The organism is Achromobacter sp., from assembly GCF_057314935.1.
In genome coordinates, this window is sequence record NZ_DBHKZA010000007.1 from 37,956 (window position 1) to 52,116 (window position 14,161).

The 14,161-nt window shown below is 66.6% G+C and carries 16 protein-coding genes; 8 read left to right on the forward strand and 8 right to left on the reverse strand.

Going from position 1 to position 14,161, the window contains the following annotated elements; genetic code table 11:
* The first annotated feature begins 32 nt into the window (after positions 1–32).
* Complete coding sequence (locus ACO6D5_RS04100) at positions 33–836, forward strand: aspartate dehydrogenase (protein WP_315529541.1); 804 nt, start codon at positions 33–35, stop codon at positions 834–836.
* Between the two features lie 76 nt (positions 837–912).
* Here ACO6D5_RS04100 and ACO6D5_RS04105 read toward each other — a convergent pair whose 3' ends face one another.
* Positions 913–2,745, reverse strand: a complete 1,833-nt coding sequence (locus ACO6D5_RS04105; protein ID WP_485824673.1) for an ABC transporter ATP-binding protein/permease — start codon at positions 2,743–2,745, stop codon at positions 913–915.
* 132 nt (positions 2,746–2,877) lie between these two features.
* Positions 2,878–3,765: a LysR substrate-binding domain-containing protein gene (locus ACO6D5_RS04110; RefSeq protein ID WP_315529546.1), complete on the reverse strand. Its 888-nt coding sequence runs from the start codon at positions 3,763–3,765 to the stop codon at positions 2,878–2,880.
* A 116-nt stretch (positions 3,766–3,881) separates the two neighbouring features.
* On the opposite strand from ACO6D5_RS04110, the gene ACO6D5_RS04115 reads away from it, so the two are divergent.
* The 5 genes from ACO6D5_RS04115 (at position 3,882) to ACO6D5_RS04135 (ending at position 7,014) form a co-directional block, all read left to right on the forward strand.
* Positions 3,882–4,718, forward strand: coding sequence for an amidohydrolase family protein (locus ACO6D5_RS04115; protein ID WP_485824674.1), 837 nt, complete (start codon positions 3,882–3,884; stop codon positions 4,716–4,718).
* Positions 4,715–5,704, forward strand: a complete 990-nt coding sequence (locus ACO6D5_RS04120; RefSeq protein WP_485824675.1) for a tripartite tricarboxylate transporter substrate binding protein — start codon at positions 4,715–4,717, stop codon at positions 5,702–5,704. Before ACO6D5_RS04115 ends, ACO6D5_RS04120 begins: the two co-directional genes overlap by 4 nt.
* Before the next feature lie 143 nt (positions 5,705–5,847).
* A complete protein-coding gene (locus ACO6D5_RS04125) occupies positions 5,848–6,228 on the forward strand; it encodes a S4 domain-containing protein (protein WP_315529552.1) in 381 nt (126 codons plus the stop codon).
* 56 nt (positions 6,229–6,284) lie between these two features.
* The gene (locus ACO6D5_RS04130; protein ID WP_315529553.1) at positions 6,285–6,644 is read left to right on the forward strand and encodes a translation initiation factor Sui1; all 360 of its coding nucleotides are present in this window, start codon (positions 6,285–6,287) and stop codon (positions 6,642–6,644) included.
* Between the two features lie 16 nt (positions 6,645–6,660).
* Positions 6,661–7,014, forward strand: a complete 354-nt coding sequence (locus tag ACO6D5_RS04135; protein ID WP_006225753.1) for a DOPA 4,5-dioxygenase family protein — start codon at positions 6,661–6,663, stop codon at positions 7,012–7,014.
* A 4-nt stretch (positions 7,015–7,018) separates the two neighbouring features.
* Here ACO6D5_RS04135 and ppk2 read toward each other — a convergent pair whose 3' ends face one another.
* Positions 7,019–8,170: a polyphosphate kinase 2 gene (gene ppk2, locus ACO6D5_RS04140; protein WP_485824676.1), complete on the reverse strand. Its 1,152-nt coding sequence runs from the start codon at positions 8,168–8,170 to the stop codon at positions 7,019–7,021.
* A 194-nt stretch (positions 8,171–8,364) separates the two neighbouring features.
* Here ppk2 and ACO6D5_RS04145 point away from each other — a divergent pair, with 194 nt between their 5' ends.
* Positions 8,365–8,835, forward strand: coding sequence for a hypothetical protein (locus tag ACO6D5_RS04145; protein ID WP_485824677.1), 471 nt, complete (start codon positions 8,365–8,367; stop codon positions 8,833–8,835).
* Here the strand turns inward: ACO6D5_RS04145 and ACO6D5_RS04150 are convergent.
* Positions 8,810–10,000, reverse strand: a complete 1,191-nt coding sequence (locus ACO6D5_RS04150; protein WP_485824678.1) for a trans-sulfuration enzyme family protein — start codon at positions 9,998–10,000, stop codon at positions 8,810–8,812. The genes ACO6D5_RS04145 and ACO6D5_RS04150 overlap by 26 nt on opposite strands.
* A 116-nt stretch (positions 10,001–10,116) precedes the next feature.
* Between ACO6D5_RS04150 and ACO6D5_RS04155 the strand changes: the two genes are divergently transcribed.
* Positions 10,117–10,902, forward strand: coding sequence for a hypothetical protein (locus ACO6D5_RS04155; RefSeq protein WP_485824679.1), 786 nt, complete (start codon positions 10,117–10,119; stop codon positions 10,900–10,902).
* 37 nt (positions 10,903–10,939) lie between these two features.
* Here the strand turns inward: ACO6D5_RS04155 and ACO6D5_RS04160 are convergent, their stop codons facing one another.
* The 4 genes from ACO6D5_RS04160 to ACO6D5_RS04175 form a co-directional block, all read right to left on the reverse strand.
* Entirely contained in the window at positions 10,940–11,596 is a 657-nt protein-coding gene (locus ACO6D5_RS04160) for a methionine ABC transporter permease MetI (RefSeq protein WP_315529562.1), read from the reverse strand.
* Complete coding sequence (locus ACO6D5_RS04165) at positions 11,577–12,680, reverse strand: methionine ABC transporter ATP-binding protein (protein ID WP_485824680.1); 1,104 nt, start codon at positions 12,678–12,680, stop codon at positions 11,577–11,579. The genes ACO6D5_RS04160 and ACO6D5_RS04165 overlap by 20 nt, the downstream gene beginning before the upstream one ends.
* Before the next feature lies 1 nt (position 12,681).
* The gene (locus tag ACO6D5_RS04170) at positions 12,682–13,443 is read right to left on the reverse strand and encodes a MetQ/NlpA family ABC transporter substrate-binding protein (RefSeq protein ID WP_315529574.1); all 762 of its coding nucleotides are present in this window, start codon (positions 13,441–13,443) and stop codon (positions 12,682–12,684) included.
* A 253-nt stretch (positions 13,444–13,696) separates the two neighbouring features.
* Positions 13,697–14,122: a CopD family protein gene (locus ACO6D5_RS04175; RefSeq protein ID WP_315529565.1), complete on the reverse strand. Its 426-nt coding sequence runs from the start codon at positions 14,120–14,122 to the stop codon at positions 13,697–13,699.
* Positions 14,123–14,161: the final 39 nt, after the last annotated feature.

The window sequence follows — 14,161 nt, forward strand, 5'->3', positions numbered from 1 at the left end:
CGCGGTTCGCCGCAGCCCTCTTCTGGACCCTTATGAACACCTACCGCGTCGGCATCGCCGGCTTCGGCGCCATTGGCCAAGCCGTGGCGCAATCCCTGGATGCCGGCTTGCCCGGCCTGACTCTGGCCGCCGTCGCCGTGCGCGACCCCAAGGCCCCGCCCGCCTTTGCCTGGACGCAAGCCGCGCCTGCTTTCACCACCATCGATGACCTGCATGAGCATTGCGACGTGGTGGTGGAATGCGCGCCGGCCGCCGTGTTCCGCAGCATTGCCGAACCGGTGCTGCGCAACGGCAAGAAGATGGTCGTGCTGAGTTCCGGCGCCCTGCTGCGCCACGACGATCTGATCGAACTGGCGCGCCAGCACGACGGCCAGATCATCGTGCCGTCGGGCGCCATCCTGGGCCTGGACGCCATCACGGCAGCCGCCGAAGGCGTCATCCATTCCGTCACCATGATCACCCGCAAGCCCGTGCGCGGCTTGCTGGGTGCGCCCTACCTGACCGACAACAACATCGACATCGCGGACATCACCGAACCGCGCCTGATCTTCCGTGGTTCGCCGCGCGAGGCCGCCGTCGGCTTTCCGGCCAACCTGAACGTCGCGGTCAGCGTGTCGCTGGCCGGCATCGGGCCGGACCGCAGCACGCTGGAAATCTGGGCAGACCCGTCGCTGGAACGCAATATCCATCGCGTTGAAGTCGTGTCCGATTCGGCGTCTTTCTCGATGGAGATCCAGAACATTCCGTCGGCCAATCCGAAGACCGGCCGCATCACCGCGCAAAGCGTGATCGCCGCGCTGCGCAAGCTGACCGGGCCGCTGCGCGTCGGCACCTGAACCCCGCCCGACGCACCCGGTCCACACGGTCCACACGGCCCACACAGCCCAAACGGCCCAAACGGGCCGGGATGCCTCAGGCCGCGGCGCGCAGCGGCGTGCCGGCGGCCGGCGGCGCCATCGGCTCCGCTGTCCAATTGCCCGCGCCATCCAGCACCAGCCGATGCGTGTGGAAGGGGTCCAGCGTGCTGCGATGGCCCACGCTGACCAGCATGCAATCGGGCAATGCGCTGCGCAGCAGGCTGTAGAGCATGTACTCCAGCCCTTCGTCGGTCGCCGACGTGGCCTCGTCCAGGAATACGATGGCAGGCCGGTTGAACAGCACCCGCGCAAACGCCACCCGCTGCTGTTCGCCCAATGACAGGATGCGGGACCAATCCGCGGCCTCATCCAGGCGCTGGGCCAGATGCCCCAGATTGACTTGGCGCAAGGCCTCGGCCAGACGCGCATCGTCCTGCGGCTGCGCCTGCCCGGGGTAGGCGACGGCGCCGCGCAGATCACCCAGCGGCAGGTAGGGCCGCTGCGACAGGAACAGCGCCGCCGCGCCCTGCGGCCGGCGCACGTGGCCTTGCGCGTAGGGCCACAAGCCGGCCAAGGCACGCAGCAGCGTCGTCTTGCCGCTGCCCGAGGGTCCTTTGATCAGCAGGGCCTGTCCCGCCCGCATCTGCAGGTTCAGGTTGCGCAGCAACATGCTGCCATCCGGCCGCGTCACCGTGACGTCCTTGAGCTCCATCGCGTCGGCCAACGGCTCGGCGTGCACGGACGGCAAGGCGCGCGCGGCTTCGTTGGCGTCCAGGAATCCGTTCAGCCGGTCCAGCGTGGCGCGGTATTGCGCAAAGGAATCGTAGGACGTGCGAAAGAACGACAGCGCATCCTGCACCTGGCCGAAGGCCTGCGACGTCTGCATCACATCGCCCAGTTTGATCGCGCCGCTGAAAAACCGCGGGGCCTGCAGGATGAAGGGAAACACCACCGCCACCTGGCTGACCGACAGGTTGAAGCCGTCGAACTTCAGGCCCCGGTAGACCCGCGCCCACAGGTTCGCGATATAGGCCGTGAACCGCGTCCACAACGTGGCGCGCTCTGCCGCTTCGCCCTGGTAGAACGCCACGTTCTCGGCGTTTTCGCGCAGGCGAACGAGCGCGTAGCGGAAATTGGCGGTCAAGCGTTCGGACAGGAAGTTCAGCTGGATCAAGGGCCGGCCGATCTTGAAGGCAAACCAGGTCGCGACGATCACGTACAGGAAGACCACGAACACCATGGCGCGCGGGATCTCGACGCCCGCGACCGACAAGGGGCCGGACAGGCCCCACAGGATGCCTGTGAACGCCACCAGCGATACGATCGCGCTCAACGCACCGATGGCCAGCGTGCGCGAACCGGTGACGAACATCGCGATGTCCTGCTCGATGCGCTGGTCGGGGTTGTCAACGGGCGCATCGACGAAATGGCCGCGGTAGTAGGCGCCCGCGCCCAACCAGTCGCGCGTCAGGCGGTCGTTGAGCCACACGCGCCAATGGATGTCAAAAGACTGGCCCGCATAGCTGTCGGCCAGGGTACGCACCACGTGCACGCACGCCAGCACCGAGAAGATGCCCAAAAAGCGCCAGAACGCGGATGGGTCGAGTGCCTGCAGCGCACTGTAGAAGCCGTTGTACCAGAAGGAAAACAACACGGTCATGCGCACCGCCGCCATCGCCAGGAGCAGCAGCATCGCCAACGTCAGCAGCGGGCGCCAGCTGCGCCGCGGCGTCAGGTACGGCCAGGCCAGGCGCCAGAATTTCCGGCCCCAATCGGTCGTGCGGGCCAACACCACCGCCATCGCGGCCATCGCGACGGCCGTGATGCCGAAGGCGCGCACGAGCCACAGCGCGCTTTCCATCAATTGCTGCTGCCAGTTCAGATCCATGGGCAAGCCCCCGAATAACCGTTTCTGGTTAGACGGGGCGGATGGCCCGGGTTCCGAAGAAAATGCCGTTTTAAGCCAGGCTTAAGCGTTCTGAAAGGGCTGCTGAATGCGCAGTGAAAGGCTGCGCGGAAATCAGCGCGGACCGAGGTCCAGATTGGCGAAGAGATCAGCCAGCGTCGGCACCGACCGGGCGGGCCAGATCGCGCTCAGGTCGAAGCTGGGCAAGCCGTCGCCATCGCGCACTTCGCAGAAACGCACGCCCCCGAAATTCATCGTCCGGATCCAGCTGGGCAACAGCGCCACACCGCAACCGCCTGCCACGCAGGACAGGACGGTCAACGTCCGGTTGGCTTCCTGCGCCACGTGGGCGTCGTGCCCGCCCTTGCGCATGGCGTCCAGGATGCCGGCATAGAACGCCGGCAACTGCGCCTGGGGATACATCACCAGGCCCGCCTGCGCGATCTGCGCCATCGACACCTGCCCGTCTGGCGCCACGACGAACTCGTCGGGCACCGCGGCCACCAGCCGGTCGCGCAGCAACTGCCGTTCACGCATGCGCCCGCCCACGGCCACGGGCGTGTGCATCAGGCCGATATCGATCTCGCCCGTCTGCAGGGCCTCGGCTTGCTCGGCGTTGCTCATTTCGCGCAGGATCACGCGCACGCCGGGCGCCTGCCGCCGCATTTCGCGCAAGGCGCGCGGCAAGGTATCAAAGAGCGCCGAGGACACCAGCCCCACCGTCAACTGTCCCGCGCTGCCGCGGCCGATCTCGCGCGCCCGCTGCGCCGCCGCGTCGATACGCGCCACGCTTGTGCGCACGTCTTCCAGGATGGCCAGCGCGGCCGGCGTAGGTGCGGCGCCCTGGCGCGACCGTTCGAACAGGCGCACGCCCAGATCTTTTTCCATGCGGGCCAGCGCCTGGCTCAAGGCGGGTTGCGCGATGCCCAGCCATTCCGACGCTCGGCTGACGCTGCCGTGGTCCACCACCGCCAGGAAGTAACGCAGGTGCCGGGTTTCCATATTGATTCGATATATAAAAAGCGGTTTTAAACAATAGAAGACTATACCCGGACTTCTTAGAATCCCGCCTTACAGAACAGCGTGGACGACGTCCGCGCACAGAACAGGAGACCGCCTTGCCCCCGCTCTCGACCGGCGCCGCCGTCGACACGCACGCGCACGTATTCCAGCAAGGCCTGGCGCTTGCGGACACGCGCCGCCACACGCCTGACTACGATGCCACGCTCGCCGACTACCTGGCGCTGCTGGACTCGCACGGGCTCAGCCACGGCGTGCTGGTGCAACCCAGCTTCCTGGGCACCGATAACCGCTACATGGTCGACGCCCTGCGCGCCGCCACTGGTCGCCTGCGCGGCGTGGCGGTCGTCGCGCCCGGCATCGCCGACGGAGCATTGCAGGCGCTGGCTGAGGCCGGCGTGGCGGGCATCCGCCTGAACCTGATCGGGCTGCCCGTGCCCGAACTCGCCGCCGCCGGCTGGCAAGCGCTGTTGGCCCGCGTGAATGCGCTGGGCTGGCACGTCGAAGTCCATATCCAGGCGGCTCGCCTGCCGGATATCCTGCCCGCCTTGCTGGCTGCCGGTTGCCGCGTGGTCGTCGACCATTTCGGGCGGCCCGACCCGGCACTCGGCGTGTCCGACCCCGGCTTTCTGTACCTGTTGCAACAGGCCGGCAGCGGCCGCGTGTGGGTCAAGCTGTCGGCGCCCTACCGCAACTGGCAGGCCGCGGACTGTGCCGCGTCGGGCCGGTTGGCCACGCAACAACTGCTGGCCGCCTACACCGCCGACCGCCTGATGTGGGGCAGCGACTGGCCCCATACCGAACACCGCCACCTGGCGTCCTATCCCGCGGCGACGCAATGGCTGGACGCCTGGATCGACGATCCCACGCAACGGCACGCCGTGCTTGCCGGCACGCCGTTGCAGCTGTTCCAATTCCAAGGAGACAAATCATGACCCACCTGATCAAACGCCTGGCGCGCCGCAGCGGCCTGCTCGTTGCTGCCGGTCTGCTGGCCGGCGCCGCTGGCGCGGCGTCCGCCGCCTATCCCGAACGCGCCGTCACGCTGGTCGTGACCTACCCGCCCGGCGGTACCGTGGACGTCGTGGCTCGCCTCATCGGCCCCAAGCTGGCCGCCGAACTGGGCCAGCCCGTCGTTATTGAAAACCGCGGCGGCGCCGGCGGCATGATCGGCGGCGCGGTCGTGGCCAAGGCGCAGCCCGACGGCTACACCTTGATGCTGGACGCCTCCAACCACGCGCAGAATCCCGCGCTGCATTCCAAGATGCAGTTCGACACGCTGACCGCGTTTGCGCCCGTCTCCTTGCTGCTGCGCGTGCCGAACGTGCTGGTGGTCACGCCCTCGTACGAGGTCAAGACGGTTGCCGACCTGATCAAGCTGGGCCAGCCCGGCGCCAAGGACCACGTGTACTTCGCGTCGGCCGGCCCCGGTTCCGCGCAGCACCTGGCAGGCGAACTGTTCAACCTGTTGGCCAAGACGCAGCTGCAGCACGTGGCCTACAAAGGCGGCGGCCCGGCCATGATCGACGTCATGTCGGGCCAGGTGCCCGTCATGTTCGCCAGCATGGGGTCGGCCTGGCAGCACGTGAAGAACGGCAAGCTGCGCGCCGTGGCCGTCGGCGGCCTGGAACGCTCTAATACCGCGCCCGACCTGCCGACCATCGCCGAATCCGGCGTGCCGGGCTACGAGACGTATGAATGGAACGCCGTGTTCGCCCCCGCCGGCACGCCGCCCGCGATCGTCGACCAGGTGTCGCAAGCGCTGGCCAAGGTGTTGAAGGACCCCGCCATCGCCGAACAGCTGGCCGGCATCGGCGCCGAGCCGATCGGTTCGACGCCCGCCGAACTGGACACCTTCCGCCGCGCCGAAATCGCCAAATGGCAGCGCGTCGTGAAGGAAGCGGACCTGAAGCTGGATTGAGTACTGCCGGGCCAGCCAGCCCGGTTGCCGGATTGCCGGTCTTGCGGCGCCCTTGTCGGGCGCCGTTTTTTTTTGCGGGGCGGCGTAAGGCCGGCGCAGCTATCATCATGGCTTGAAGCAGAATTGCGCTTAGGACAGCCAAGATGGACAAGATTCGACTCGACAAGTGGCTTTGGGCCGCCCGCTTCTACAAGACGCGCAGCCTTGCGGTGCAGGAAATCGGCAAGGGCCGGATCTTGGTGAACGACCAGGCCGCCAAGCCCTCGCGCGAAGTCGCGCCGGGCGATCTCGTCACCGTCCGCAAGGAAGACCCGGCGCTGCACGTGCGCGTGGTCGCGGTAAGCGGCGTGCGCGGCCCCGCGCCCGTCGCCCGCCTGCTGTACGAAGAAACGCCCGAGAGCGTCGCGGCGCGCGAGCGTGCGGCGGAGATGCGGCGCCTGGCGCCGGAGCCCGCGCTCGGGATCGAAACCGGGCGCCCAACCAAGCGGGACCGCCGGCTGATCGACCAGATGCGCGGCAAGTAGGGCACGCCGGGCTGGCATAATCCGGCGCATATCCTTGAATTTCCACAACGTCCATCATGAAACGCAGCTCGACCGGCGGCCTGGTCTATTCCACTGAAAGCGGCCGCATGTGCCCCGATTGCCGGCAGCCGCTGGCGCAATGCCTATGCAAGGCCGCCTCTGCCGTGCCCGCCGGCGACGGCGTGGCCCGCGTATCCCGCGAAACCAAAGGCCGCGGCGGCAAGAGCGTGACCGTGGTCAGGGGACTGGCGCTGGATCCCGTTGCGCTGGGCGTGCTGGGCAAGCAGCTGCGCACGGCTTGCGGCTCGGGCGGAACGGTCAAGGACGGCGTGATCGAAGTCCAGGGCGACCACTGCGACCGCATCATCGACACCCTGATAAAAAGCGGCCATCGCGCCAAGCGCGCCGGTGGCTGAACCTGACGAGAACACCATGAACGATGTCGCCGTAAGCAGCGTTGCCAGCTGGCACGCCCACGTGTATTTCGACGGCGCCAGCCGTGACGCCGCGTTCGCGCTGCGCGAACGCGTGATCGCGCAGTTCGACGGCAAGATGGAAATGGGGCGCTTTCATGAGCGCCCCGTCGGCCCGCATCCGCAGTGGAGCTACCAGATCGCATTCACCCCGGCGCACTTCGCCGAGATCTCGACCTGGCTGACCCTGAACCATGGCGCGCTGGATGTCTTCATGCATCCCAATACGGGCGATTCGCTGCGAGACCACCGCGACTGCGCGGTGTGGATCGGACGCAGCTACACGCTGAACCTGAAGGCGCTGGGCGCCTGAACGCCTACAGCGCCCGGCCCACGATCAGCGAGTCGAGCGCCATGCCGGCGTCGCCGCTCTTGCCTTCGTACGGCAGGCGGCTCAGCACATAGCGCATCGCATTGAGCCGCGCGCGTTTCTTGCAATCGGACTTCACCACGATCCACGGCGCGTCCGCGGTGTCGGTATGGGCGAACATCGCTTCCTTGGCGCGGGTGTAGTCGTCCCATTTGTCCAGCGAGGCCAGATCCACCGGGCTCAGCTTCCACTGCTTGAGCGGGTGTACCTTACGTTGCAGGAACCGCCGGCGCTGCTCTTCCTGGCTGACCGAGAACCAGAACTTGACGAGATGGATGCCGCTAGTGACCAGATGGCGTTCAAAGTCCGGCACCTGGCGCAGGAAATCCAGATACTCCTGTTGCGAGCAGAATCCCATCACGCGTTCCACGCCGGCGCGGTTGTACCAGGACCGGTCGAACATCACGATCTCGCCTGCCGTAGGCAGGTGCTGCACATAGCGCTGGAAATACCACTGACCCCGCTCCGTGTCCGATGGCTTTTCCAGTGCGACCACGCGCGCGCCCCGCGGATTCAAGTGTTCCATCATGCGTTTGATGGTGCCGCCCTTGCCGGCGGCGTCACGGCCTTCGAACAGGATCACCACCCGCTGGCCGGTCGCCTTGACCCAGGCCTGCAGTTTCAACAGTTCGACCTGCAGCTGGTACTTCTGCTTTTCGTAATTGCGGCGCAGCATGCGGTGGCGGTAGGGATAGATTCCTTCCCGCCAATCGGTCGCCAGTTCTTCGTCGGGATTGCGGCGGCTGCCGGGCGCCTGCGTACTGGCATCGAGCAACGCGCGATGCACGGCACGGGCATCGTCGGGCGACAGGTCCTCGATAACGGAACGCAAGGCTTCGTGGGCCTGCGCGTCTGGGCCGACGGTATAGCGGCGCGCGATATCGGACAGCACCGACACGGTTTCCTGGCGGGCGGCATCTTCGCGGGCGGCCACGCGCTTGCGGGCCTGCACCACGGGTTCGATGGGCGCCGCCGTCGGCTGCGCCCGGCGCGAACCTGTGCCGGCACGGGTGCTGGCGGTGCGCTTGGCGGCGGCACCCGCGCGCTTGTTCGGCGTGGCGGCGATGGCCTGTTCGGCTTGCGGGGTCTTGTCTGTCATGAATCCTGTCCTTGCTGCGCTGGTCGTCTGGCCACGCCGGCCGGCCCGTCGCCGGCGGCCTCATCGGCCAAAGGCGAAACCCTACCGTGCGCACCGGGGCGTGGAATTGACGAGAATCAAAGGTTGTAACATTCTTTACAGATTCCCGGCCCGGTACACTGCGCCATCCGTCTCCGATCCCGCCTTTGCCTGCCATGTGGTCACGCCTCAAGCGCTTCCTGAACGGCCCGCCGCCCCCTGAAGACCCCTTGCGCGAAACCGTGCGGTTCGATGACGCCGGCCTCACCCGCGAAAGCGAACTGGCGCGCGCGATGGGCATTCAAGAGTTCTGGCCGTGGAGCGACATCCACGAATTCGGCTTCGTCTTCACGGAAGCGATGTACCCCGACCCGTGGATCGGCGACCACATGGAAAGCCTGTGGTTCGTGCGCGTGCCCACCGATGGCGGCGGGCTGATGCGCATGGACCTGGACGAGCGGGTGCTGGACATCGACCGCCTGCCGGCCGCCCTGCTGCGCAACCTGCCGGGGCTGGACCTGGATGTGCTGCGCGAGGGACGGGCAACCGCCGCCCGCGGCCTGCACCATTTCGAAGGCGCAGGCGAATGGGTCGCCTGGCGGCGCGCCGCGAGCCCGCCGCCTACGCCCGGTCCAGGCCCTGCTTGAGATCGGCCAGAATGTCCTCCGGCGTCTCCAGCCCCACGGACAGGCGCAGCAGCCCTTCGGACAAACCATACTTCTCGCGGTCTTCCGCGGAATAGCTGGCATGCGTCATCGACGCGGGATGCTGGATCAGCGTCTCCGGGTCGCCCAGGCTGACGGCAATACGCGCCAGCTTCAGGCTGTTCAGCAGGTTCCGGCCGGCCGTAAGCCCGCCCTTGAGCTCGAACGCCACCAGGCCGCCGCCCGACGCCTGCTGGCGCCGCGCGATGTCCGCGCCGGCGGTGCCTTCCAGGCCCGGATAGAACACGTCGGCCACGGCCCCGTGTTCGCGCAGCAGCTTGGCCACCTTCAACGCGGATTCGCTATGGCGCTGCACCCGCAGTTCCAGCGTTTTAATGCCGCGCAACACCAGGAAGGCGGTGAACGGCGACAAGGTCGCGCCGGTGAAATAGCGCAGCCCTTGCAGACGGATGGCGTCGATATGCGCCTTGCGGCCCACGACCGCCCCTGCCAGCAGGTCGCCATGGCCGCCCAAGTACTTCGTGGCGGAATGCAGCACGATGTCGGCGCCATGTTCCAACGGGCGTTGCAGCACCGGCGTGGCAAAGGTGTTGTCCACGATGGTCAACAAGCCCTTGCCGCGCGCGATGGCGGACACGGCGGCGATATCGACCAGCCGCAGATTCGGATTGGCCGGCGTTTCGAAATAGACGGCGCGCGTCTTGGGGCCGATCGCCGCGGCGACCGTCTCGGGCCGCGTAAAGTCGGCGAAGACGGCGTGGATGCCAAAGCGGCTCAGCCCCTGCGTGAACAATGTGAACGCGGTGCCGTAGACGATCTGGTCCACCACGATCTCGTCACCGCTTTGCAGCAGCGAGAACAAGGTGGCGGAAATGGCCGCCATGCCGGAAGCCGTGACGACGCCGGCCTCGGCCCCTTCCAGCGACGCCAGCCGCTCTTCGAGCAGCGCCTGCGTCGGGTTGCGCGTGCGGCCATAGACATAGCCCTGCTTTTCGCCCAGACGGATCTGGTCAAAGGCTTCGATGCTGTCCTGGGTGTAGGTGGACGTCAGGTACAACGGCGGCGACAACGCGCCCTGTTCTTCCAGCGGGTCGTACCCCAGGTGGATGGCGCGTGTGGCGAAGCCTGGCTGCGTGGTGTCGGACATAGCGGAACTCCTGTCATCGGATATTGCAAAGGCGTCACGCCCTTGCCGGAAAACTGCGTTACATTCAAAACCATGTCCCCAATTGTTGGTGCGCCATGATTTCCCAGGACAAGCCTTTGCGCCCCCCGCGTGCGCGCCCTGGCTGGCTGCGCATTGCGCTGCTTGCCGGCGTGGCGGTGCTCGTGTCCGCCGTGGTGATCGGCGTGCGCAATGCCGCTGACCGCGAGCAGGAACAGGTGGCCGCCGCCGAAATCCGCAAGGTCGCCGATACGTTGCAGCTGATGGTCACGAGCCCGGACGCTGCCCCCGACGCCCTGCCGGCCATCGACCAGACGCCCAAGGCCACCGGGTTCTACGGCGAGCTGGAGCGCGTCATCAAGACCGTTGCCGGCGAGCGGCTGGCGCAGCACAAGGCCTACCTTCAGGACCTGAACGACATCGGCATGCCGCGGCTGCTGGACGCGCACCGTCTGGCCCGGGACACCGGCCTGGTGGAAAGCCGGATGATTCTTGAACAGGCCGAGCGCCTGGTGCCGAAGTACCGGCAGCAAAGCCTGCAGGTCTTGAAGGACATGCCCGCGCTGATCCGTTCGCTGGCGATCCGCGAACCGGAAAAGCAGAAAATGCTGTCGGGCCTGGACGCGTCGCTGGCACGGCGCAGCGCCAGCCTGGCGCAGGTCTGGACGCTTGAGACGCGCATCCTGCAAGAGTTCGGCCAGATGATCACGTTGCTGGACGACAACCGTCAGCACTGGTATGCGGACCATGACGAACTGCTGTTCGACCGCGACGACGACCTGAACCAGTTCCGCCAGCACATGGCGGCGATCGGCAAGCTGTCCGCCGAACAGGAACAACTGGGCAAGCAGCAGCTGGCCAGCATCCTCTCGGCGCTGCCCTGATCCGATTTGGCCGCCCGCCCGCATCGCCGCCCCGTGCCTACCGCTTGTGGTCGGCACGGCGCGATAGCCATTCACCGGTGAACTGCACGATCGACACCAGCGCGATCAGGATCACGATCACCTCGAACATCACGCGGGTTTCATAGCGTTCGTAGCCATAGCGGATCGCCAGGTCGCCCAGGCCGCCCGCGCCCACGGCGCCGGCCATGGCGGACGCGTTGATCATGGCGATGACGCTGACCGTCATGCCGCCGATGATGCCGGGCAAGGCCTCGGGCAGCAGCACGTGGCGCACGATATGCCAGCGCCGGCATCCCATCGCGCGCGCCGCCTCCACCAGCCCGTGATCCACGTCGTTCAAGCTCACCTGCGCGATCCGCGCGAAAAAGGGCACGAGGTTGGCCGACAGCGGCACGATGGCCGCCCAGGTTCCCAACGTGGTGCCCACCAGGAAGCGCGTGAACGGCAGCATGGCCACCAGCAGGATGATGAAGGGGATGGCGCGGAACGTGTTCACCGTGATCGACAGCGCCTTGTTCAAGCGCGGCCTGGGATACAGGTTGCCTGGCGCGGTGACCGTCAGCACCACCGCCAGCGCCAGGCCCGACACGATGGCGATGACGGCGGATACGCTCACCATCGCCAGAGTCTGCAGGAACGCCTGCAGGTATTTATCAAGCATCGGCAGCGACATAACCCAGCACCTTGATCTGATCGGCCACCAGCGCGGCGCGCGCGGCCTCTTCCTGTAATGCGCCCGCCGGCACCGACACCAGCAGACTGCCCTGCGCATGGCCGCGCAACCGATCCAGTCCGCCATGCAGCAAGGTGGCGCCCGGCCCCATCGCGGCCAAGGCCTGCAGCGACACGCCGTCAGGCCGTCCCTGCCCCGTGAAGCGCAGCCGCAGCACGGCGACGCCATCGCGGCCCTGCAAGTCGGGCACCAGCCTGGCCGCCAGGTCCGCCGGCAATTCGTGCTGCAAGGGTCGCAGCAGTGCGCGCGTGGCGTCCGCCTGCGGGTTGCCGAACACGCGCCAGACCTCGCCCTGCTCCACTTTGCGGCCGCCATCCAGCACCAGCACCTGGTGGCAGACTTCGCGGATCACCGCCATGTCGTGCGTGATGAGCACCACCGTCAACCCCAGCTTGCGGTTGATGTCCTGCAGCAGGGCCAGGATGGATTGCGTGGTTTCCGGGTCCAGCGCGGACGTGGCTTCATCGCACAACAGGATTTCCGGCTCATGCACCAGCGCGCGCGCGATACCCACGCGCTGCTTCTGGCCGCCCGACAGCTTGGACGGATAGACGTCCGCCTTGTCGCGCAACCCGACCATGTCCAGCAGGGCTTCGACGCGGGCGCGCGCGGCGGCGGGCTTCACGCCGGCCACACGCAGCGGCAGCGCGACGTTTTCGGCCACCGTCTTGGCCGACAGCAGATTGAAGTGCTGGAAGATCATGCCGATGCGGCGGCGCAGGCCCACCAGCGCATCTTCGTCCAGTTGGCCCACGTCCACCCCGTCGACCAGCACGCGCCCGGCGGAGGGGCGTTCCAGCATGTTGATGGATCGCAACAGGGTGGACTTGCCCGCGCCACTGCGCCCGATGATGCCGAAGACCTCGCCGCGCGCCACCGAGAACGACACGTCGGACAACGCCGCCACCGCGCCCTGCGGGCTTTGATAACGCTTTTGCAGCCCGTCGAAAACGATATGGGCGTCCGGCCCCGGCGACGACCCGGCCGCTGCCGACGGGCCGGGGCGGGAGAATTCGTGCTGCATCTCAGAAAACCGGGATCACGGAGCCTTCGTACTTGCTCAGGATGAACTGACGGACTTCTTCAGAGTGGTAGGCCTTGATCAGCTCGGGCACCCACGGCGCGTTCTTGTCCTTTTCGCGCACGGCAATGATGTTCACGTAAGGATTGTTTTCCTTTTTCTCCACCGCAATGCCGTCGCGCGTGGCGATCAGGCCCGCCTGGTAGGCGAAGCTGTTGACGATGGCGGCGGTGTCCACGTCCGGCAGCGAACGCGCCAGCACGACGGACGCGCTTTCGACGAAATTCAGCTTTTTGGGGTTGGAAGTCACATCGGCCAGCGTGGCAGTGCCGGTCGCCGGGTCGAACCCGTCCTTCAGCGTAATCAACCCATGGTCGCGCAGGATCACCAGCGCGCGGGTCTGGTTGCTGGGGTCGTTCGGAATGCCGACGCGGGCGCCATCGGGCAACGCCTGCAGCGACTTGTATTTCTTGGAATAGAAAGCAATGGGCGAGATCAACGTGTTCGCCACCGGCACCAGCTTATAGCCGCGCTGCTTGATCTGGTCGTTCAGGAAAGGAATGTGCTGGAAGGCGTTGGCTTCCAGGTCGCCATTGTTCAGCGCTTCGTTGGGGCTGGCGGTGCCCGTGATGACCACGGGCTCGACGGCCAGGCCGTTCTTCTTGGCGACCTGCGTCACCACTTCCCAGATCTGCTCGTCCACCCCGCCGCGCACGCCCACTTTCAAGGGCTTGGGATCGGCGGAGAACGCCGGACCATGAAACATCGCGGCCGAAGCCAGCACGGCGCCCAGCAGCGTTTTGAGGACGAGGCGCGTCCGCTTGACGGGCGCGGTGTTGCCCTGCGCGGTGCGCGCGCCTAGAAAACGGGTAGTCATGATGGAATCGCCTCTCAGTCAATGCAGTTATGAGAGAGACGATTCTAGGGAGGGCCCCGACGGGCACGAACGAATACTTCGTTGAGTCCTTATTACGGGGATCTTTGGATATGGCCCAGCGGCATAAGCCGCCGGCAACACGTCAGAACGGTTTGACGACGACCAGCGTCACGATGACCGCGCAGGCGATGACGGTGAACGGCGCGTAGAGATCCACCGCCGGCGGCCGCTTCGGGCTGCCGCTAGCCATGCGGCGCAACGCGGCGCTCTGGATGCCCAGCAAGGCGGACAAGGCAAGGGCGAAGCCGGCCTTGATCCATATCCAGTTCATGGCGAACCAGCCGAAGGTCATTGCCAGATGCAGGCCGATCATCCAGGAGACGACCATCGCCGGCGTCGTCACCCACAGCGTCCAGCGGCGCAGCGCGCCCAGCATCTTGCGTTCCTTAGGCGCGTCATCGCCGTCTTGCGGCTGCGACGACAAGAGGAACAAGGAGACGAACAGCGACCCGACGATCCAGGCGACGACGGCCGCCACGTGGGCCATCTTGAGTAGTTGGTATGTCATGGCCGGCATTATCACCGCTTGCGTGCGGCCTGCAGCGCC